General features: G+C 71.5%; 20 protein-coding genes and 2 pseudogenes. 15 read left to right on the top strand and 7 right to left on the bottom strand.

Annotated features, from left to right (window positions below; all coding sequences use genetic code 11):
* Positions 1-112: 112 nt before the first annotated feature.
* The 3 genes and pseudogenes from ACZ6AA_RS09860 to ACZ6AA_RS09870 all read left to right on the top strand — a co-directional run.
* Positions 113-885: pseudogene (locus ACZ6AA_RS09860) on the top strand (IS5 family transposase); the annotation flags it as partial.
* A gap of 319 nt (positions 886-1,204) precedes the next feature.
* Complete coding sequence (locus ACZ6AA_RS09865; RefSeq protein ID WP_468483166.1) at positions 1,205-1,801, top strand: hypothetical protein; 597 nt, start codon at positions 1,205-1,207, stop codon at positions 1,799-1,801.
* Between the two features lie 550 nt (positions 1,802-2,351).
* A pseudogene (locus tag ACZ6AA_RS09870) lies at positions 2,352-2,933 on the top strand (transposase family protein); the annotation flags it as partial.
* Here ACZ6AA_RS09870 and ACZ6AA_RS09875 read toward each other — a convergent pair.
* Entirely contained in the window at positions 2,926-3,948 is a 1,023-nt protein-coding gene (locus ACZ6AA_RS09875; RefSeq protein WP_468458247.1) for a S66 peptidase family protein, read from the bottom strand. The pseudogene ACZ6AA_RS09870 and the gene ACZ6AA_RS09875 overlap by 8 nt on opposite strands.
* 1,268 nt (positions 3,949-5,216) lie before the next feature.
* On the opposite strand from ACZ6AA_RS09875, the gene dhaK reads away from it, so the two are divergent.
* From dhaK to ACZ6AA_RS09900, 5 genes are all read left to right on the top strand, one after another.
* Positions 5,217-6,209, top strand: a complete 993-nt coding sequence (gene dhaK / locus ACZ6AA_RS09880) for a dihydroxyacetone kinase subunit DhaK (RefSeq protein ID WP_468458249.1) — start codon at positions 5,217-5,219, stop codon at positions 6,207-6,209.
* Between the two features lie 83 nt (positions 6,210-6,292).
* Positions 6,293-6,904: a dihydroxyacetone kinase subunit DhaL gene (gene dhaL / locus ACZ6AA_RS09885; protein ID WP_468458251.1), complete on the top strand. Its 612-nt coding sequence runs from the start codon at positions 6,293-6,295 to the stop codon at positions 6,902-6,904.
* Positions 6,905-7,008: 104 nt separating this feature from the next.
* Entirely contained in the window at positions 7,009-7,419 is a 411-nt protein-coding gene (locus tag ACZ6AA_RS09890; RefSeq protein ID WP_468483170.1) for a PTS sugar transporter subunit IIA domain-containing protein, read from the top strand.
* A 117-nt stretch (positions 7,420-7,536) separates the two neighbouring features.
* The gene (locus ACZ6AA_RS09895; RefSeq protein ID WP_471457274.1) at positions 7,537-8,556 is read left to right on the top strand and encodes a fibronectin type III domain-containing protein; all 1,020 of its coding nucleotides are present in this window, start codon (positions 7,537-7,539) and stop codon (positions 8,554-8,556) included.
* Positions 8,557-8,646: 90 nt separating this feature from the next.
* On the top strand, positions 8,647-9,018 hold the full coding sequence (locus ACZ6AA_RS09900) for a hypothetical protein (protein ID WP_468458257.1): 372 nt from the start codon (positions 8,647-8,649) through the stop codon (positions 9,016-9,018).
* A gap of 75 nt (positions 9,019-9,093) precedes the next feature.
* Here the strand turns inward: ACZ6AA_RS09900 and ACZ6AA_RS09905 are convergent, their stop codons facing one another.
* The gene (locus ACZ6AA_RS09905) at positions 9,094-9,690 is read right to left on the bottom strand and encodes a PadR family transcriptional regulator (RefSeq protein WP_468458259.1); all 597 of its coding nucleotides are present in this window, start codon (positions 9,688-9,690) and stop codon (positions 9,094-9,096) included.
* Positions 9,691-9,827: 137 nt separating this feature from the next.
* Here ACZ6AA_RS09905 and ACZ6AA_RS09910 point away from each other — a divergent pair, with 137 nt between their 5' ends.
* The gene (locus ACZ6AA_RS09910) at positions 9,828-10,304 is read left to right on the top strand and encodes a nuclear transport factor 2 family protein (protein ID WP_471457277.1); all 477 of its coding nucleotides are present in this window, start codon (positions 9,828-9,830) and stop codon (positions 10,302-10,304) included.
* Positions 10,305-10,331: 27 nt separating this feature from the next.
* Here the strand turns inward: ACZ6AA_RS09910 and ACZ6AA_RS09915 are convergent, their stop codons facing one another.
* The 3 genes from ACZ6AA_RS09915 to ACZ6AA_RS09925 are packed head-to-tail and all read right to left on the bottom strand — an operon-like array spanning position 10,332 to position 12,990.
* The gene (locus tag ACZ6AA_RS09915; protein WP_468483173.1) at positions 10,332-11,678 is read right to left on the bottom strand and encodes an aldehyde dehydrogenase family protein; all 1,347 of its coding nucleotides are present in this window, start codon (positions 11,676-11,678) and stop codon (positions 10,332-10,334) included.
* Positions 11,679-11,685: 7 nt separating this feature from the next.
* Complete coding sequence (locus tag ACZ6AA_RS09920; RefSeq protein WP_468458265.1) at positions 11,686-12,291, bottom strand: TetR/AcrR family transcriptional regulator; 606 nt, start codon at positions 12,289-12,291, stop codon at positions 11,686-11,688.
* 3 nt (positions 12,292-12,294) lie between these two features.
* Positions 12,295-12,990, bottom strand: coding sequence for a type 1 glutamine amidotransferase domain-containing protein (locus ACZ6AA_RS09925; RefSeq protein ID WP_468458267.1), 696 nt, complete (start codon positions 12,988-12,990; stop codon positions 12,295-12,297).
* 145 nt (positions 12,991-13,135) lie between these two features.
* Here ACZ6AA_RS09925 and ACZ6AA_RS09930 point away from each other — a divergent pair, with 145 nt between their 5' ends.
* From ACZ6AA_RS09930 to ACZ6AA_RS09945, 4 genes are all read left to right on the top strand, one after another.
* Positions 13,136-14,161 carry a LysR family transcriptional regulator gene (locus tag ACZ6AA_RS09930; RefSeq protein WP_468458269.1) on the top strand — a complete coding sequence of 342 codons (1,026 nt, stop codon included), beginning with the start codon at positions 13,136-13,138 and terminating at the stop codon, positions 14,159-14,161.
* A gap of 242 nt (positions 14,162-14,403) precedes the next feature.
* Positions 14,404-14,907, top strand: coding sequence for a hypothetical protein (locus tag ACZ6AA_RS09935; RefSeq protein WP_468458271.1), 504 nt, complete (start codon positions 14,404-14,406; stop codon positions 14,905-14,907).
* 306 nt (positions 14,908-15,213) lie between these two features.
* The gene (locus ACZ6AA_RS09940) at positions 15,214-16,140 is read left to right on the top strand and encodes a bile acid:sodium symporter family protein (RefSeq protein WP_468483177.1); all 927 of its coding nucleotides are present in this window, start codon (positions 15,214-15,216) and stop codon (positions 16,138-16,140) included.
* A 91-nt stretch (positions 16,141-16,231) separates the two neighbouring features.
* Positions 16,232-16,780, top strand: coding sequence for a DM13 domain-containing protein (locus ACZ6AA_RS09945; protein WP_468458275.1), 549 nt, complete (start codon positions 16,232-16,234; stop codon positions 16,778-16,780).
* Positions 16,781-16,785: 5 nt separating this feature from the next.
* Here ACZ6AA_RS09945 and ACZ6AA_RS09950 read toward each other — a convergent pair whose 3' ends face one another.
* Positions 16,786-17,376 (bottom strand): TetR/AcrR family transcriptional regulator, encoded by a 591-nt coding sequence (locus tag ACZ6AA_RS09950; RefSeq protein ID WP_468458277.1) that lies wholly within the window; start codon positions 17,374-17,376, stop codon positions 16,786-16,788.
* A gap of 159 nt (positions 17,377-17,535) precedes the next feature.
* On the opposite strand from ACZ6AA_RS09950, the gene ACZ6AA_RS09955 reads away from it, so the two are divergent.
* Positions 17,536-18,693 (top strand): FAD-dependent oxidoreductase, encoded by a 1,158-nt coding sequence (locus ACZ6AA_RS09955; protein WP_471457281.1) that lies wholly within the window; start codon positions 17,536-17,538, stop codon positions 18,691-18,693.
* Here the strand turns inward: ACZ6AA_RS09955 and ACZ6AA_RS09960 are convergent.
* The gene (locus tag ACZ6AA_RS09960; protein ID WP_471457283.1) at positions 18,683-19,447 is read right to left on the bottom strand and encodes an NIPSNAP family protein; all 765 of its coding nucleotides are present in this window, start codon (positions 19,445-19,447) and stop codon (positions 18,683-18,685) included. The two genes, ACZ6AA_RS09955 and ACZ6AA_RS09960, sit on opposite strands and share 11 nt — an antisense overlap.
* A gap of 61 nt (positions 19,448-19,508) precedes the next feature.
* On the opposite strand from ACZ6AA_RS09960, the gene ACZ6AA_RS09965 reads away from it, so the two are divergent.
* On the top strand, positions 19,509-20,519 hold the full coding sequence (locus ACZ6AA_RS09965) for a helix-turn-helix transcriptional regulator (protein WP_468483180.1): 1,011 nt from the start codon (positions 19,509-19,511) through the stop codon (positions 20,517-20,519).
* Positions 20,520-20,524: the final 5 nt, after the last annotated feature.

Consider the following 20,524-nt stretch of genomic DNA (forward strand, 5'->3'; position numbering starts at 1 on the left):
AACACGGATGCCGGCCATGACGCTCTCGAAAGCTGGGGCGTCGCCCGTCTGGCCTGCGGTGACGCGGAGGGCTAGGGCGCTTCCTTCGGATCATCCGATCGTTGGTTCGGATGTGTCGTTGACTGATGCTCAGTGGGCACGGATCGAGCCGTTGCTTCCCGATCGGGTGCCTCGGCGGGGTGGGCGGTGGCGGGATCACCGGCAGGTGATCGACGCGATCGCCTTCAAGTACCGCACCGGGACGCCCTGGATGGATCTGCCCGAGCGTCTCGGCTCGTGGAAGGGCGCCCACAACCGGCTGCGGAAATGGGCCGCCGATGGCACCTGGGAGAAGGTCTTCACGGCCCTGCTCGCCCAGGCCGACGCCGAAGGCGACCTCGACTGGGCCGTCGCGGTCGACTCCACAATCGTGCGGGCTCACCAGCACGCCGCCGGAGCCGGTCAATAGGGGTCCCGGCCGGCGAGCCGCACGATCACGTCCTTGGGCGATCCCGCGGCGGACTGACGACGAAGGTCCACCTCGCCGCCGACGGCCGCTGCCGGCCACTGGCCTTCGTCCTCACACCCGGCCAGACCAGGTACGCACCCGCGTTCGAGCAGGTCATGGCCCGCCTGCGGGTGCCCAGGCCGGTCGGCAGACCACGCACCACACCGACCGCCGTCCTCGCGGACAAGGCGTATTCGTCCCGCGCGATCCGCCGTGGTCTGCGGCGTCGTGGAATCCGGGCCGTGATCCCGCAGCCGGCCGACCAGATCGCCAAGCGCAAACGTCGCGGCCAAGCCGGCGGCAGGCCGCCTGCCTTCGACCACGAGGCATACAAGCGCCGCAACACCGTCGAGCGGTGCAACAACACGGGTCGTGCTCGGCGTGGGATCAGCCCACGCGGGCGTGTGGATGGTGATGGTGGCCGCCACGGCAGGCACGACGGTCAGGCTGTGTCTCAGCCTCAACTTCCCCCCTCGTACGGACATACAGGCCTTGATCGGTCGGCCCACGAAGTTCAAGATCGTGAATCACGCCGCGCCCCCATGTCGATGTGATCGTGAGTGCAGATTCTTTTACGCTCCGTGAGGCAACCTGGCAGAGAGCGTGAGGCTCTACTCCTTCGCGTCGCACGATCGATTGGAGAGCACGGGAATGAGCCCACGTGGGGGTAAGAGGCAAGGGCGGCGGTGTGCGGCCGCAGTTGTCGTGACCGCGGGAATGCTGGTCGTCTCGGCGTGCGGAACCGACAGCGCACCGCAGTCAGCGGAGAAGCACGCCTCCAACTCGCCTGGGCAGCACAGCGACAAGACCCCTGACTACAAGCGCGCCTACGCCGCCGGTTACGCAGAGGGCCGCAAGGTCTACGCCGCGGGGGGCAAGGGCGCGGCAGTACGGGAAGTCGTGCACGGTGGCTGCGCCCGCCGGGCCCTGGATGCCGGCACCCGTGCCGACGGGGACCGTGGATCCTGGGTGAAAGGCTGTCAGGATGCCGTGCAAGGTGCGCCGAAGGAACCACCGGCTCGCCCGATGAGCAAGAAGGAAGCAAACCCCGCGCTTCTGAAGGACTTTCGCGCATGGGCGCGCACCCAGGAAAGCGGGGCGCTGGGCCGGCACGCCGACCAACTCTTCACCGTCAAGCTCACCGGACCCGACTACGACGTCGAAGTGCGCACCGACTACACCTCGCGGAGCCAGGCCAAGAAGTTCGCCAGCACATTCGCGGACTGGTGGGACGGCGATGACGGCCCCGGCGTCGCGAGGAGTGTCCTCATTCTCGATGGACACAACCGACGCATCGCCGTCCAGCCGCTGTGAGAGAGCTCCAGATCATTCCCCGCCCCGCACATGACCACAGCCTGCACCGGTTCCGCACCCCACACCACCGGCTCGTCATCGCGAACTGCCAGGCCCGGGGCGGCCGGAGTCGGTGATGTCCTCTTCCCGGCGCTGGGAAACGGGGGGTACAACGTCTCCCACTACGCCCTCGCCCTCGCCCTCGACTACGCCCGAGACCAACCATCTCAAAGGCACCGCGACCATCACCGCGCGTGCCACCCAAGGCCTCAGCCGTTTCAATCTCGACCTGGCGGGACTTACAGTCCGTACCGCCACGGTGAACGGCACGGACACCCGCTTCACGCGCAAGAAGAACGAGCTGACCCTCACGCCGACGAAGGCGATCAAGAACGGCGAGATCTTCAAGGCCGCCATCAAGTACAACGGCACGCCCAAGACGATCGAGGGCTCCGACGGGGGTACGGCGGGTTGGATCGAGACAGACGAGGCCGCGGCCGCCGCGGTCACCGTACGGCCCTTGGATCTCAACCCCTCCCGGGGGCACACCCCGTTCCGGGGGAGGGCCCCGGACTCCACCGAGATTTTGGCCTCCCGCGCACCGACCCTGGCCCAGGCGATCAGGATCGCCTCCACGAAGGCGTTCGTGATCCTGGACGGTACGCCGCTGCCGATCGACCGCATCGCCACCGACCGGCCCTTCTACTCGGGCAAACACAAAGAACATGGCATGAACGTGCAGGTCATCACAGACCCCGCGGGGCGACTGCTGTGGGCCTCACCCGCGCTGCCGGGCGCGGTCCACGGCATCAAGGCCGCACGGACACACGTCATTATCGATACCCTGGCCAAAGCGCGCGTACAGTGCTGGGCAGACAAGGGCTACCGGGGATCCGGCGGCACCATTCGCCTTCCCTACTGGGGACGGTGGAGGACGCTGTCCACAGGTCAGCAGGCCGTCAACCGCTCACACGCCGAAATCCGCGCACTCGTCGAGCAGGCCATGGCCACTCTCAAGACGTGGCGGCTCCTGCGCAAACTCCGGTGCAGCACCACCCGCATCACCGACCTCGTCAAGGCTGTCCTCGCCTTGGAACTGGCCGTCTCAACCCGAGGACGCAAAGAGCCTCACCGATCCGCGTTGCTCAGCTGACCGGTTCATCGTCATAAGCGACCCGCACCGCCGGTTCGAGCAGCGACAACGTCCGCTGCTGCGCGTCAAGGGCGACGCGGATGCCCACCGGCATCGGCAGATTCGGGCCGGCATGTCCGAAGTCGACGTTGCCCAGGACCGCGATGTCACGGTCGCCGAGGACGTCGAGGACGATCTCGCGAAGGGTCGGGGAAGCGTCCGTCCCGAGCCCGTCGATCGCATACGGCACGCCCACAACCATGCCGGAGATCCGATCGAGGATCCCTCGGTGCCGCAGCGCCTGCAGATAGCTCCACACATGCGCTGCCTGGCCGCCCATCTCCTCCCAGAACAGCACCGCGCCGTCGAACCATTCGAGCGGGAGTGCGTAACGGGTCGCCTGCGACAGCACGATGCGATTGAGTAACCCGCCGATCAGCCGACCTTCGGCGCGACCGGCACGCCAGCACTCCCACGACGGGCTGACGGGCAGCGCACCGATCGCCTCTGGGCCGGACAACAGCGCCCAGTAGAGCTTCTCAAGCTCCGCTTGGCGCACCGCGGGCGCGGTCTGCCAGTGCCCGCCGAGTCCAGGGGTGGCCAGATCGGCATGGAAGCCGACCAGGCCCGTGCGCGCATGGAGCACCAGATGCAGCAGCGAGATATCGCTGTAGCCGAGGATTGGCTTGGGGTCAGCAGTGATCGCCTCGTCGTCGATCAGGTCGAGGTAACCGAGCACCGTCGTCCCACCGTCATGCGCGATAATCGCGCGCACCTCAGGATCACGCAGAAGAGAGTTGAACTCCTCGGCGATCTCCTGCGGCCGAGCCGCGCTCCACCAATGGTGCCGCCCGGTTTCGAGCAGCGGCGCGAGACGCACGCGGAATCCCATCCGCTCAAGCAGGGTCACCGCCCGCTTAAGGTCGGGCACGTACCTGACGTCGAGCGGACCGGACAGCGACGCGATGACGACGAGCTCTCCGGGCGCCAACGCGCGAGGCCGAAGCGGTTGTTGAGGCAGTACGGCACGGGTCACCGAGACAGTATCCCCACGCCTGCAGCAGCACGCTACGCATTTATCGATCAGCCACCCAGCAGGTCCAGGCCGCATAAGCAGGCCGGCGCCAGCACGTGAGCCGCCTCCGGGGGAATCACGTGAGAGCCCACCCCGACGCCTCCAAAGAGGAGGTCGGCCTGCTGCATCCACCAGGTCCGTCAGCCCGGCCTCAGCGGCCGCAATAACAACGGCCAATCAGTCACAGCTGCCAAGCATCGATCGACTCTCCTCTACAGGTTGGAAAAGGCTCACTGGCCGGACAACAAGCCCCAGAGCTGACTCAACGGGGGCTGAACCCTGGGGCGTTCACGCTTCTCGGAATGACTCCATCGTGGAGCATCACATCACGCACCCGTCCGACTCGCCGGGACGAGCTCACCGGTCCAGGTGAGCAGACAGAAGCAGCTCGGACTCCGAGGAGAGCGCGGTGACGCAGATCCGGTCGCCGTCGCGATACGTAAGACTCCCTGGCACGTCGCCGACAGCCGGGGGACAGTCCCCACGGGACAGCTTGGACAACGCCGTCATGCGCAGGCCCTACTGGAGCGCAAGCGACATCGCCAGGGGCACCGACAGGCCGACAGCCGGGTCGGCGAGCACGGCGTTGACGAACTCGCGAGCCTGCTGCGCCGTCATCAGTTTCGCTCGTTCTGACACAGGTCCAGTATCCCGAATGGCCCGCCCCGATGGTGTCCGCTTCGCAACTTACGGTCCGGTTCATGATTAACCGACAGGTACGGAGGAGCCCGCGTCACAGACTGGATCCGCCAGTTCGGAGGACGAGCGAGACATGCGCCTCTGGCACGACAACCCACAGGTTGATCACGCGTGGCCAACGGCGGCCGGGAACATTCAGCATCCCCGGGCAGGAGCCACTCCAGGCAAGAGTCAAGGTCCCCAGCCTCGGCGACAAAGCATGATCCTCTACATAGTCGGCCGCTGCGACGGCACCGACGCTTCGCATGCCGGTGCGGCTCAGCACGCTGGAACGTCCACGAGCGTCCGTATGCGTGACCTTCGCTGCCGCAAGGTCGATACTGCCGTTGCGAGCACCTCCGTCGACCCCCACTTCACCGACTACGTAGAACTGACGTAGCGTCACCAAACTCAGCATTGGGTCAGCATCAGCTCCGCCACGACTCGCTCCCTGCCGTCACGGACCGCCAAGATCCACAACGCGCAATGTGTCCCTTGACCAGCAAAAACGCAGGCCCGAAACCAGCCTGCTAGTTCACCAGGAGGTACCCATGAAGATGCTCATCAACGTGGCGGAGACCGTGGTCGCGGACGCGCTCAGGGGGATGGCGGCGGCGCATCCGGAGCTGACTGTCGATGTGGAGAACCGGGTGATCACGCGGGTGGACGCGCCCGTCGCCGGGAAGGTCGCGCTGGTGTCGGGCGGCGGGTCGGGGCACGAGCCGCTGCACGGCGGGTTCGTGGGGCCGGGGATGCTGTCTGCCGCGTGTCCCGGCGAGGTGTTCACCTCGCCCGTGCCCGACCAGATGGTGCGGGCCGCGGCGGCCGTGGACAGCGGCGCGGGCGTGCTGTTCGTCGTGAAGAACTACACCGGTGACGTGCTGAACTTCGACATGGCCGCCGAGCTCGCCGAGGACGAGGGCATCCAGGTCGCCAAGGTCCTCGTCAACGACGACGTGGCGGTGACCGACAGCCTGTACACGGCGGGGCGGCGCGGCACCGGCGCGACCCTGTTCGTGGAGAAGCTGGCGGGCGCGGCCGCCGAGGCGGGCATGCCCCTGGAGCGCGTCGAGGCCGTCGCCCGCCGCGTCAACGAGAACTCCCGCAGCTTCGGCGTCGCCCTCAGCGCCTGCTCCACCCCGGCGAAGGGCTCCCCCACCTTCGACCTGCCCGCCGGTGAGCTGGAGCTGGGCGTCGGCATCCACGGCGAGCCGGGCCGCGAGCGGCGCGCCATGATGACGTCCCGGGAGATCGCCGACTTCGCCGTGGACGCCGTCCTGGACGACCTCGCCTCGCACGACCCGGTCCTCGTCCTCGTCAACGGCATGGGCGCCACCCCGCTCCTGGAGCTGTACGGCTTCAACGCGGAGGTCCAGCGCGTGCTCCGCGAGCGCGGGGTCCCCGTGGCCCGCACCCTCGTCGGCAACTACGTGACGTCCCTCGACATGGCGGGCGCCTCCGTGACGCTCTGCCGGGTCGACGAGGAACTGCTGCGGCTGTGGGACGCGCCCGTGCGCACCGCGGGGCTGCGCTGGGGCATGTGACCGCCGGTCCGGCCCCCGCACCGGTCCCGCACACCATCGCCCCGGCCCCGCGGCCCGGGGCACCGACAACGCAAGGAGTTCCCGTGCTCGACGCCGATTTCTTCCGCCGCTGGCTGACCACCGCCGCCGCGGCCGTCGACCGTGAGGCGGAGCGGCTCACCGAGTTGGACTCGCCCATCGGCGACGCCGACCACGGCAGCAACCTCCAGCGCGGCTTCACCGCCGTCGCCGCCGTCCTGGAGAAGGAGGCCCCGGACACCCCGGGCGCCGTCCTGACCCTGGCGGGACGGCAGTTGATCTCCACCGTGGGCGGCGCGTCGGGGCCGCTGTACGGCACGCTGCTGCGCCGCACGGGCAAGACGCTCGGCGACGCCGCCGAGGTCAGCGAGGCCGAGTTCGCCGAAGCCCTGCGCACCGGCGTCGACGCGGTGGCCGCGCTCGGCGGCGCCGCACCCGGCGACAAGACGATGCTGGACGCCCTGGTCCCGGCGGTCGACGCGCTCCCCACGTCCTTCGCCGCGGCCCGCGCCGCCGCCCACGAGGGCGCCCTCGCGTCCGCGCCGCTCCAGGCCCGCAAGGGCAGGGCGAGCTACCTCGGGGAACGCAGCATCGGTCATCAGGACCCGGGGGCCACGTCGTCGGCCCTGCTGTTCGAGGCCCTGGCCGAGACCGCGGCAGAGGCGGGGCATGCGTGACCAACGGGGTGCCGAGAGCGAGCACCGGGACAGCATGAGCCGTGCGGGCCACGACAGCATGAGCGCTGCGGGCCACGACCGTACGAGCGGCGAGGAGCACGCGCATGAGTGACGACGGCAAGCTCGTGGGCATCGTGCTCGTCTCCCACAGCGGGCCCGTCGCCGAGTCCGTGGCGACGCTCGCGACGGGTCTCGCCGGGGGCGGCACCGCGCCGGTGGCCGCCGCGGGCGGCACGGAGGGCGGCGGCCTCGGCACCAGCTCCGAGCTGATCACTGCCGCCGCGCACCGGGTCGACCGGGGCGCGGGCGTCGCGATCCTCGTCGACCTCGGCAGCGCCGTCCTCACCGTCAAGGCCCTCCTAGCCGAGGGCGACGAACTCCCGGACGGCGCCCGCCTCGTCGACGCGCCCTTCGTGGAGGGCGCGGTGGCGGCGGTCGTGACGGCGTCGGCGGGCGCGGACATCGCGGCGGTGGAGGCGGCGGCGCGGGAGGCCTACGCGTACCGGAAGGTGTGAGGGGGCGGGGGCGACGGGGCCTCTCCCCGCATCCCCGTTCCACCCCACCTCTTGATGTGCCCCCGTCACCCCTGTCAAATTGGTCCGGACCAATCGCGTCGAGTGGAAGGCACGACCGTGCGACGGACCCCCCACCCGCCCCGCCACCGGCTCCCCCTGATGGCCGCCTGCCTCACCGTCACCGCGGCCGCCCTCGGGGTGAGTTCCTGCGCCTGGGGCGGCGACGACGGCAAGAGCACGCGGCAGCCCTCGGCGCCCCGCGGGCTCACCGTACAGGCGGGCAGCGCCACGTCCGTGCACGTGATGTGGAACAGCACCACCGACGGCTCCGACATCACCGGCTACGAGATCTACCGGGGCACCGCCAAGGTCAAGGACGTCCCCGCCGACCAGCACATGGTGGACATCACCGGTCTCAAGCCGAAGGCCACCTACACCTTCTCCGTGCGGGCCCGCGACGGCGACGGCAACGTCAGCCCCGACAGCAAGAAGCTGAGGGTCACCACGCCCGCCGCGACCGCCGCCGACCGCGAGGCCCCGTCCCGCCCGCGCACCCTGCGCGGCGAGGCCCAGGGCGGGCGCGCGGCGACCCTGGCGTGGGGCGCGTCGAAGGACAACCGCAGCGTGGCCTCGTACGAGATCTACCAGGGCTCGTCGAAGATCCACAGCGTGGGCGGGGGCACCACCGACACGCTGATCACGGGCCTGCGGCCGGGCACGACGTACACGTTCACGGTGAAGGCGCGCGACGCCGCCGACAACTTCTCGGCCGCGAGCCCCGCCGTGCGGGTCAGGACCGCGGCGGGCAAGGACAGCGGGCGCGCCACCGCCCCGGCGGACTTCAGGGCGCGGACGCACAGGTCCGGTGACGGGGCGTACTACATCGACCTGACCTGGAAACCCCCGCACACCGGCGGCGCGGTGACGGAGTATCAGATCCATCTGGACGGCAAGAGCGCCACCTCGCTGGTGTTCGGCGGCACCGCGCCCCAGGGCAAGGCGAAGCACAGCTTCTACATCGGCAGGAAATCCGGCGAGACGCACCGCGTGAAGCTCCGCGCCAAGCTGCCCGACGGCACCTGGGGCGGCTACTCCCCCGAACGGACCGTCAGCACCGCGCGGAGCGGCCCGAAGTAGGTGATCTCGTTCCGCTCCATGGGGATGTTTCGGCCTTTATGATCACCGCGGGTCCCCAGGGGGGAGGCCCGTATCGATCAGGAGGGGAACATGTCCGGAGTCTCCAGGCGGTCCTTGCTGGGCTACTCGGGTTCGGCCGCGGCGGGCGCGGTACTCGCTTCCGCGGGTACGGCACAGGCGGATGACACCAGCGGCGCCGCGGCCGCGCAGAGCGCCCAGGCGGCCGAGGGCAGCCAGTCGGCGGTGGCGTTCGACCCGGGGACGCAGTTCAGCGGGCGCGTCCAGCACAGCTCGGGCTACGCGGAGCTGTCCATGACCTTCAGCGTCCGGATCGAGGAGGCCTCGGGGCAGCAGGAGGTCACGCCCACGGACATCGCGGAGGCCCTCAACGACCTCGCCGCCAAGCGCGGCTGGCCGCCCATCACCTTCTACGGGACGCCGCCGAAGGCCCGCCTGAACTGACCCGGGCGGCCGACCACGAAAGCCACCCCCGCACCGGACGCCGATCGGGTGCGGGGGCACCCAGCCGGAGCCGAATCACCCGGCCGGGCGGCGGCCCGCCGCCCCCGACGGGTCCCCCGCGCCCTGCCGCCGCACCAGCAGCTCCGCCGTCCGCAGGCACCACTCCCGTGTCTCGCGCTCGAAGGCGAGCCCGCGCTGACAGGTCAGATACGGCCCGATCCGCTGCCCCGCCAGCAGGAACTCCTCCTCGTCCCGCTCCCCGCGCAGCCGCCGCAGCAGCTTCCCCAGGACCTCCGCCTTGGCCTCGGCGACCGCCGCCCGCTCCTGGAGCTGGGCGATCACCGGCGCCGCGTCGACGCCGTCGACCGCCTGCACCTTGACCAGCAGGTCGTCCCTGATGAACGACGGCTTGGCGGGCGCGGCGGCGAACCGCTCCAGCTCGGCGACGCCCTCGTCCGTGACCCGGAACATCCGCTTGTTGGGCCGCCCGTCCTGCACCACCTCGCGCCCGGAGACAAGGCCGTCGCTCTCCAGGCGTGACAGCTCGGCGTACAGCTGCTGCGGCAGCGCGTGCCAGAAGTTGGCGACGCCGATGTCGAAGCCCTTGGCCAGCTGATAGCCGCTGAACTCGCCGTCGAGCAGTGCCGCGAGCACCGCGTGCCGCAGAGCCATGTCCGCCTTCTCCCTCTCGCTCCGTGCCCCTCCGGTCGTTCCTTCCGGGCGCCCTCGCGCAGTCTTCCCTTCCGGGCGCCGCGCCGCCATGATAGTCATCAATCTGACTACTCAGATTCTTGACTATGGAGGTACGTATGGCCACCGCACCGTCCGCCGATGCCATCCCCGCCGCGGCCCGCGACGCCGTCGCCCGTTTCCGCGAGGCCGTCGAGAAGCGTGAACTGGCCGCGCTCGACGACCTGTTCACGCCGGACATCCGCTTCTACAGCCCGGTGAAGTTCCAGCCCTTCGAGGGCCGCGAGATGGTGGTCGGGCTCTTCGGGGTGCTGCTCCGGCTCTTCGAGGACTTCCGGTACGTGGGGTCCTACGAGGGCGCGGCACAGACCAGCACCGACGGGAGCGAGGCGGCGTCGGCCGTGCTGCTGTTCCGGACGACCGTGTCCGGCAAGGAGATCCACGGCATCGACCTGCTGCACTTCGACGGGGACGGCCGGATCAAGGAGTTCACGGTGATGGTGCGGCCGCAGTCGGCCGTCCAGGCGCTCGGGCAGGCCGTGTACGCGGGCCTGGTCGCCGACGGCCTGGTGCCGCCGCTTCCCGAGGAAGGGTGACACCGGGCCGTCGGCGGCGGCGGTGGGTCAGGCGGACAGCGGCACGTCCAGGCGCGCCTTGCGGTGGCTGAACGTCGCGATGGAGTGCGGGCCGTGGTAGGCGCCGAGCCCGCTCTCGCCGACGCCGCCGAACGGCAGCTCGGGGACGGAGAGATGAGCCATCGGCAGGCCGAAGCCGAGCCCGCCCGACGAGGTCTCGGCGGCGAGCCGCTCGCGGGTGACGTCCGCTTCGGTGAACGCGTACAGGGCGAGCGGCTTGTCCCGGTCGTTGATGAACTCGATGGCCTCGTCCAGGTTCTCGACCTCGACGATCGGCAGGACGGGGCCGAAGATCTCCTCGCGCATGACGGGCTCGTCGGGCTCGACCCCGCCGAGCACGGTCGGCGCGATGTACTTCGTGGCCCGGTCGGTCTGCCCGCCGGTCACCAGGCGGCCCGAGCCGAGCAGCCCCGAGAGCCGGTCGAAGTGCCGTTCGTTGACGATCCGGCCGTACGCGTCCGACGCCGCCGGGTCCGTCCCGTACCGCTGCGCGATGGCCTCGGTGAGCGCGGCCTCCAGGGCGCGGGCGGTGGCCGGGTCGGTGAGGACGTAGTCGGGCGCGACGCAGGTCTGCCCGGCGTTGGCGAACTTGGCCCGGGCCAGGCGCCGGGCGACCTCCGGCACATCCACGCCGGTGTCCACGAACGCGGGTGACTTGCCGCCGAGTTCGAGGGTGACGGGGGTCAGGTGCTCGGCGGCGGCGCGCATCACGATGCGGCCCACGGTGCCGTTGCCGGTGTAGAAGATGTGGTCGAAGCGCTGGGCGAGCAGCGCCGTGGTCTCGGGCACTCCGCCCTCGACGACGGCCACGGCGTCGGTGTCCAGGTAGCGCGGCAGCAGCCGGGCGACGACCGCGGAGGTGGCGGGCGCCATCTCGCTGGGCTTGACGACGACGGCGTTGCCCGCGGCGAGCGCCCCGGCGACGGGCACGAGGAGGAGCTGCGCGGGGTAGTTCCACGGCGCGATGACGAGGACGACACCGAGCGGGTCGACCTGCGTGCCCGCGCTGGCCCGCTCCCCGAAGACGCCGCTGACGTCGACGGACTGCGGGCTCAGCCACTCCTCCAAGTGGTCGAGGGTGTGGTCGATCTCCCGGATGCTGAAGTCGATTTCGGAGCGGTAGGCCTCCGCGCGGGGCTTGCCGAGGTCCGCGTGCAGGGCGTCCGCGATGTCCTCGCGGTGCTCGGTGAGCAGGTCGCGCAGCCGGGTGAGCTGACGCACACGCCAGTCGAGGGGGCGGGTGCGGCCGGTGCGGAAGGTGGCGCGCAGGCGGGCCACGAGGGCGGCGGGGTCCTCGGGGGCAGGGGCGTTCGCGGGGGTGGTGCTGTCGTTCATGGGGTCCTCAGGAGTGTGACTCGGGTGCGGGCAGGAGCCCGGTGAGCAGGGCGTCGGTGGCGGGGCGCAGCAGGTGCGCCGCGGCGGGGACGGATTCCAGGCCGATGACGAGGGCGAGGCAGATGTCGGCGGCCTCGGCGGGGGTGAGGGGGGTGTCGGTGGCGGTCCGGGTGCCCCCGGCGGGCCCCTTGGGCACGGCCACCACTCCCGTACCGGTGAACTGCTCCGCAAGCAGCTCCCGGATCCGGTCGGTGAACGCGTCGCAGATGTCGCCGGACAGGCGCGCCTTGGCGTCGAGGAGTTCCGCGGCGTGCCCCGCCCCGCCCGCGAGGTCGAGGACCAGGTCGAGCTTGGCGGCCAGGATGCCGTGGATCCGCTCGGCGGGCGGCGCGTCGGCGATGGCGGCCGCCGCGGCCCGGTCGAGCGCCCGGTCGTGCAGGCGCCGGGCGAGCTGCCGGACCGCGTCGTCCTTGCCGCGTACGTACTGGTAGACCGCGGACCGGGACACACCCATCTCGCCCGCGATGTCGTCCATCGTGGTGCGCCGCACGCCGTACCTGCTCAGGCACGTGTAGGTCGCGTCGAGGACGTCGGTGAGCCGGTCGTTGGCCATGGCTCAGCCCAGTGCCGTGACGATCCGGGCGGCCAGCGGGGCGGCCGACGCCGGGTTCTGGCCGGTGTGCAGGGTGCCGTCGGTGACGATGTGGGGCGCCCACGGCTCGCCCTCCTGGAAGTCCACGCCGAGGGCGACGAGCCGGTCCTGGAGGAGCCACGGGGCGCGGTCGGCGAACCCGGCCTGGGTCTCCTCGGCGTTGCTGAACGCGGTCACGCGGCGGCCCGCGAAGGGCGAGCCGCCCTCGACGTCGGCGGTGGCGAGCAGCGCGGCGGGGCCGTGGCAGACGATGCCGAGGGGCTTGCCGGACGCGAGGGCCGCGATCAGGAGGGCGCCGGACGCGGCGTTCACCGCGAGGTCCTCCATCGGGCCGTGGCCGCCCGGGTAGAACACCCCGGCGTAGTCGTCGAGCCGCACGTCCTCGAGCGCCACGGGCTGCTTGAGCTCGGCGGCGCCCGCCAGGAGGGCGGCGATGGCGTCGGCGTTCTCCTGGCCGTCGTTCAGCTCGGGCGCGAGGCTCGCGGGGTCCATCGTCGGCTCGACGCCACCGGGCGTCGCGACCACGACGTCGTACCCGGCCGCGGTGAAGGCCTGGTACGGCGCCGCGACCTCCTCGGCCCAGTAGCCGCTCGGATGCGCGGTGCCGTCGGCCAGCGTCCATACGTCGGAGCCGGTGACCACCATCAGGATCTTCGCCATAGCTCTCTCCTCGTCTCGGGGGACGCCCTGTCTCGGGTGACGCCTCGTCTCGCGCGACGCCCTGACATTCCGTACGCAGAACGTCAGGTCGCCGGTGATTCGAAGGTAGGCCGCCGAGCCATAGAGTTCCAATACGATCTCCGGTATGCCCCATAGAGATTCCAATGGCGCCAGCTCAGGGCGGGAACGCCGCGCACGGCCCGCGCCGTCGGCCGCCGACCGGGGGCGGTCCCCGGCCGCCGCCCCTGCCGCCGTCTCCCCGGCACGCGCGCCGCTCGACCTGTCCCTGCTGCGCACGTTCCTCGCCGTGCACCGCTCCGGCTCGTTCACGGCGGCCGCGCGGGTGCTCGGCCTCTCACAGCCGACGGTGACGACACAGATCCGCTCCCTGGAGCAGCAGCTGGGCCGGGAGCTGTTCGAGCGACGGCCGCGCGGCGCCGTCCCGACGTCCGTCGCCGACGAGCTGGCCACCCAGGTGGCGGCCCCGATCGACGCGCTGGCCGCCGTGGCCGACCGGGGCCCGCTCGCCGCCGAGAAGCGCCCGGACCCGGTACACCTGGCGGGACCGGCCGAGCTGATGTGCGCCCGCGTCCTGCCCGCGCTCGCGCCGCTCACCGACCAGGGCGTACGCCTGCGGGTCACCATGGGCCTCACCGACGAGCTCCTGGACGGGCTCCGCGCCGGCCGCTTCGACCTGGTGATCTCCACGCTGCGGCTGCGCGGGCGCACGTTCAGCGCGGTGCCGCTCGCCGACGAGGAGTTCGTGCTCGTCGCCTCGCCGGAGTGGGCGCAGCGCATCGGCCCGCGGCGGGTCGCGGCCGAGGGGCCCGCCGCGCTGCGCGGGGTGCCGATCGTCGCGTACGCCGACGACCTGCCCATCGCCCGCCGGTACTGGTGGCACGTCTTCGGCGAACGCCTGACCGAGCAGCCCGCGATCACCGTGCCGGACCTGCGCGGGGTGCTCTCGGCGGTGGCGGCCGGGGCGGGCATCAGCGTGCTGCCGCGCTATCTGTGTCTGGACGCGCTGGACTCGGGCGCCCTGGTGCCGCTGCTGCTGCCCGAGGACCCGCCGATCAACACGGGCTATCTCGCGCAGCGGCCGGGCGCCGCGGCCAATCCGCATGTGCTGCTCGTCCGGGACCGGATGCTGCGGTCGGGGCCGTCGTGGTGACGTACGCCCGGGTGACATCGAGTCAGCGGGCCGCAGCAGCCCTGGCACGTCGGGTACGCCGGGCACGCCCCTGAAAGGCGGTCAGCTCTCGGCCGGACGATGGACTCCGTCACCTGCCCGGGGGCAGTCCGCATGCGGTCCGGGCTGACGCCGCGTTGGCTCGTCGTCAGGTAGCACGGGCGTTTCCCAATTCCGGCGGCGCACGGGACGTACCGCCAACCGTGCCACCGGAGGGCTGACGCATGCGTACTACTCAGATATCGCTCCGCTCCGGACTGGCCGTGGCCGCCATCGCACTCCCGCTGGCACTGACCGCCCCCTCGGCGGTCGCGGGACCGGGCATCAATGTGACCGTCACCGGGTCGACCGTGCAGGTCACCACGACTGCCTGTCCCAACGGCGGCAAGGCCGCGCTGATGAGCGGCGGCAACGCCAGCTTCGCCTCGGGGAGGCAGGCCCAGCTCACCGGTGGCAGTGCCTCCTGGTCGGGTGTGAGTGCCGGCACCCATACGGTGGTGGTGCTCTGTCAGGACGGTTCGGCGGCCGGTTCGCAGTCGGTCACGGTCGGCACGACCGCGACGACCTCGTCGACGACGGCTCCCGCGCGCGGTGTGCGCGGTGGCATCGGCGGCGCGGTCGAGGACTACGGCACGATCACGCTGGTCGCGGGCGGGGCCCTGGTGGCCGCGGGTGTGACGGGCGGCGTGCTGTACTTCCGGCGCCGCACGGTGCACCGCCACTTCTGACCCCGTCCCCCACGGTGGCCGAGCCCCCCCTCGGCCACCACTCCGGCCGGGCTCACCCCCGGCCATCGAACGGCCCGCGCCCGGCCCCGGTACTCCCACCGGATCCGGGCCCGGGCCTTCGTGCGTGCGGGCGGGGACGGCGACTCTCTCCCCCCGCCGTGCCGGGTGCTGGAACCGGCCGACGGGCTACCGCCGCGTGGACCGAGAACCGGTCGACGGCCTTCCGCCGCACGAGCCCGGAACCGGCCGACGGGCTTCCGCCGCACGGACGTGGACTTTCCCCTGCGCCTGCTGGAGCCTGTCCCTGTGGACTCGTCCCTGACCACGTTCCTGCTGCCCGCCGTCCTCGCCGCCATCATGTTCGGCCTCGGACTCGGCCTGACCGTGGCCGACTTCCGCCGGGTCACCGCCCATCCCCGGCCCGTGGCCGTCGCCCTCTGCTGTCAGTTGGTGCTGCTGCCCGCCGTCTGTCTGGGCCTGGTCCTCGCCTTCGACCTGAGCCCGGCGCTCGCCGTCGGCATGATGCTGCTCGCGGCCTCCCCCGGCGGCACGATGGCCAATGTCTTCAGCCACCTCTTCGGCGGCGACGTCGCCCTCAACGTCACGCTCACCGCCATCAATTCGGTCATCGCCGTCGTCACCCTGCCGATCATCGTGAACCTCTCCCTCGACCACTTCCTGTCCGGCACGGACGAGGCGCTGGGACTGCGCTTCGACAAGACCCTCCAGGTCTTCCTCGTCGTGCTGGTGCCGGTCTCGGCGGGCATGCTGGTCCGTCGGCGCCGTCCGAACTTCGCGGAGCGCTCCACGCAGGCGGTCAAGGTGACGGCGGTGACCGCGCTCGTCGGCGTGATCATCGCCGCGGTCGTCAGCGAGCGCAAGAACGTGCTCGGCTACCTCGCCGACGTCGGCCACGTCGCCTTCCTCTTCGCCGCGATCTCCCTCACCGTCGGGTACGGGGCGACCCGTCTCGCCCGCGGGGACCACCGGCAGTCCGTCGCCACCTGCTTCGAGATCGGCATGCACAACACCACGCTGTCGATGGCGATCGCCCTCAGCCCCTCCCTCCTCGACAGCACCCGCATGGCCATCCCGTCGGCGGTGTACGCGGTGGAGATGTTCTTCATGGCCCTGGCCGCGGGCTATCTGCTGCGCCGGATCGCCCCGCCCGAGACCACGGCCGTCACCACGGGGCCTCAGCGGCCGGACACGGCACCTCGCCAGGTCACGTAAGACTTTCGTCATCCGCTTCCGGGAGTTCCGGGCACCCCGCCGACGTCGTACAGGGACAGAGACTCCTCTCCATCCCTTACGGAGGCACGACATGGGACGCCTACGGCGCACACTCGGCAAGCCGTGGTTCATCACCGCGCTGTTCGCGGGCGTGGTACTCGCGGGGGTAGGCCTGTACTGGTTCCAGCCGTGGAAGCTGTGGGTGGACGAGACCGTACGGGACCCGTTCCCCGTCGCGGCGTCCGTGCCGTCCTCGGGGGCGGCCGGGGGCGGGGCGGGCTCCGGGCCGAAGGAGCTGGCCACCGGGAAGCTGATCAGCCACGAGCACGAGACCAGCGGCTCGGTCCGGATCCTGCGCCTCGCGGACGGCACCCGCGTCCTGCGCCTCACGGGCCTGGAGACCAGCAACGGGCCCGCCCTGCGGGTCTGGCTCAGCGACGCCGAAGTGAAGCCGGGCAAGGACGGCTGGCACGTCTTCGACGACGGCAAGCACGTCAGCCTCGGCGAACTCAAGGGCAACAAGGGCGACCAGAACTACCCGCTGCCCGCCGACGTCGACCTGGACACGTACCGCAGCGTCGCCATCTGGTGCGACCGCTTCGACGTGTCCTTCGGCGCCACGGAACTGACCCGCGCCTGACCGCGCTACGCGGACGTCCCGCCGGGCGGCCGCCAGCCGCCCGCCAGCATGTCGAAGACCGCCTCGACAGCGGCCCGGTGGTCCTTCTGCCCCTGCGCGAGGACGGGAACGTCGAGGGCGAAGCGGGCGAGTGCGGCACAGGCGAGGTCGCCGTGCGCCACGCCGCACTCGTCGGCGATGGCCGCGCTGAGGGTGTCGGTGTGCCGGATCCACATGCGCTCGGCGTACGCGCGCAGCGCCGGGGTGGAGTCCACGAGCTGGTTGAACGCCTCCCGCTGCGGGTGCGCCGCGATCGGCAGCCAGGTATCCAGCACGTGCTGCCGCAGGGCGTCCAGGACGCTCTGGCCGGCGTCACGCTCGCGCACCGCGGCGACCAACTGGGCGTCCGTGCTCTCCTCCCGGTCGAAGACGAGGGCTTCCTTGCCGGTGAAGTGCTTGAACACCGTGGTGGTCGACACGTCGGCCGCGTCGGCGATGTCCCGAATGCTCACGGCGTCGTAGCCGCGCTCCAGGAAGAGGTGCAGGGCGGCGTCGGCGATCGCTTGCCGGGTGGCTGCCTTCTTGCGTTCGCGGCGGCCGATGGGGGGCTCGGTCATGGGCGTGATCCTAGCCGGTGGCGGCATGCGCAGCTTAATGGCATGTGCCGCTTAAAGGCATGCACAGCTTAAAGACGCATACAGCTTAATGGTATCCATCACTTAGCGAACTTCACCACTAAGTTGTCTGATTACACTTTTGCATCTAGCCTCCTTTCCATGACTTCTCCGCACCCTTCCCGCGCCCGGATCAGCGTCATCGGGGCCGGTCCCGGCGGGCTGACCTGCGCCCGTATCCTGCAGCGCCACGGCTTCACGGTCACCGTCCACGACCGCGACACCGGCCCCCACTCCCGTGACCAGGGCGGCACCCTGGACCTGCACGCCGACAACGGCCAGATCGCCCTGCGCGCGGCCGGGCTGCTGGACGAGTTCTTCGCGCTCGCCCGCCCCGAGGGCCAGGAGATGCGTCTGCTCGACCCGGCGGGCACCCGCACGTCCCACCAGGTCCCGGCGCCCGGCGAGACGTTCAAGCCGGAGATCGACCGGGGGCGGTTGCGCGACCTCCTGCTCGGCTCCCTGACGCCCGGCACCGTGCGGTGGGGCCAGGCTCTGGAGCGCGTCGGCGGGCCCGCCGAGGGGCCGCGGCGGTTGCACTTCGCCGACGGCACCACCATTGAGGCCGACCTGGTCATCGGCGCCGACGGCGCCTTCTCGCGGGTCCGCCGGGCCGTCTCCCCCGCGACGCCCGCGTACACCGGCGTGAGCTTCCTGGAGGCGTGGTTCGACGATGTCGACAACCGGCACCCCGAGATCGCGGACCTGGTCGGCCCGGGCGGCGCCCACGCCGCCGACGGCGAGCGTGCCGTGTTCGCCCAGCGCAACGGCGGCGACCACATCCGCGTCTACCTCATCCAGCGCGTCCCGGTCGACTGGATCCGCGCGAGCGGCCTGACGCCCCCGGACACCGACGGCATCCGCGCCCTGCTTCTGGAGCGCTACGCCCACTGGTCGCCCCTGATGCGCCGGATGATCACCGACAACGACGGCCCCTACGTCGACCGCCCGATCCTCGCCCTGCCGGTGCCGCACACCTGGGCGCACCACCCCACGGTGACCCTCCTCGGCGACGCCGCCCACCTCATGCCGCCGCTCGGCGTCGGCGTCAACCTCGCCATGCTGGACGCCAGCGAACTCGCCCTCGCCCTCGCCGAGGCGGCCACCGTCGACGACGCCGTCCGCGCCTACGAAGCGACGATGCTTCCCCGCGCGACCGAGACGGCCAAGCTCCTCGACGGCGGCGCCGAGGGCCTGTTGGACATCGAAGACGGGCCGGACACCGGGATCAACGGGCCGGACACCGAGATCAGCGGATGAGCGAACGGCCGGTGGGCGCGAGCCGGAGCACCCGAGGCGCCGCGAACTGTTCCCGCTCGATGCCCGGCAGGACCTCGTCCCGCGCGACGGGATGGGCCCGTACCTCGGCGGCGTGACGGCGCCGAGCCCGCTCGTCCGGGTACGAGGTGAGGGCCACGGCGACGTTCTCGCCGGTGCGGACCGGCAGCCTGGTGAAGGTGTTGGGCGCGGTCTCGGTGGTGAGAACGGCGAGCGGCGCGGGTCCCGTCTCGCTCAGGACGGGGAGCAGTCCGTCCTGGATCAGTGCGACGCCGTCGGACCGCCCGGGCGGGAAGGACCACACGGTGGCGGACACGAACCGGTCCGGTGCGGGAGTGCCGACGCGGTGGCGCTCGGCCGGGGAGGCGGTGAGACCGTTCGCCGCCGACACGGGGCGCAGCAGCAGGACGTCGTCCGAGTCGGCCATGGTGGCGTTGGCCCGGGGACCGTGCTCGGCCCAGACGGGGCCGCCGTAGAAGGCCGTCAGTGCGCGGTGGCGGGTCTCCATGTCCTCGAATCCGCGCAGCCAGACGAAGCGGTCGGGGTCGTCGAGGTCCCGGAACTGGCCGAGCACGGTCATCCCGGTCGCTTCCTGGGTCTCGACGAACTCCCGGTCGAACAGCTCGATGAGCTCGTCGCGCCGTCCGGGCCGCAGCGTGTACTGGCGCAGCTCGACGACGGCGGGAGGGCTGACGGGGGCATGAGGGGGCACGGCGGGCTCCTGTTGGATGCGCATGCGCCGACCGTAAGGAAGCCGTGTGCCAGGGCCTGTCAGTGTTTCCGAGCAGAATGGGTCCATGTCCGCCGGTCGTCTGCTGTCGCTGCTCCTGTTGCTCCAGTCCCGTGGCCGGGTGTCCGCGCGCGCCATCGCCGAGGAGCTGGGGGTGTCCGTGCGGACCGCCTACCGTGACGTGGCGCGGCTGCAGGAGGCCGGGGTCCCGGTCTACGCGGAGCCGGGTCGCACGGGTGGCTATCAGCTCCTCGACGGCTACCGCACCCGTCTCACCGGGATGAGCGAGGGCGAGGCGCGGGCGCTTTTCTTCGCCGGACTTCCGGGCCCCGCCGCCGAGTTGGGCCTCGCGGCGGAGGTGACGGCCGCCCGGCTGAAGCTGCTCGCCGCGCTGCCCGCGGGGTTGCGTGAGGAGGCGGCGCGGACCGCTGCGGTGTTCCACGTGGACGCTCCCGGCTGGTACCGGGAGCCCGAGGAGGCGCCCCATCTGCCCCTGTTCGTCGACGCGGTGCTCGCCCGGCACGCGGTGGACGTGCGCTACCGCCGCTGGCGCGCGCCGCAGGAGGTGAGCCGCCGCCTGCACCCGTACGGCCTCGTCCTCAAATCCGGCACCTGGTACCTCGTGGCCGCCTCGGCGGGACGGACCGCGACCTACCGCGTCACCCAGGTCCTCGACGCCACCCCGACCGACGAACGGTTCGACCGGCCCCGGGACTTCGACCTGGGCGCGTACTGGGCCTCGTACCTCGACGACTTCGAGACCCGCCGCCACACCGGCACCGCCACCATCCGGCTGTCCCCGCACGGACGGCGCCGCCTGCCCGACAACGTCACCCCGGACGTGGCGCGGGCCGTCGAGGCCACCGCGACCCCCGTCGGCGACGACGGCTGGGTCGAGGCCGTCATCCCCACCGAGAGCACCGGCCACGCCTGCGGCGAGCTGCTCCGGCTCGGCGTCGACGTCGAGGTCGTCGCCCCGGCCGCACTGCGCCGGGCGATGGCCGCCACCGTGGGCGCGCTCGCCCGGACGTACGGCGTGGCCGACGGCGGGCCCACGGGATCGTGCGCACCCTTGTAGACGCG

The organism is Streptomyces sp. NPDC040610 (assembly GCF_055594065.1).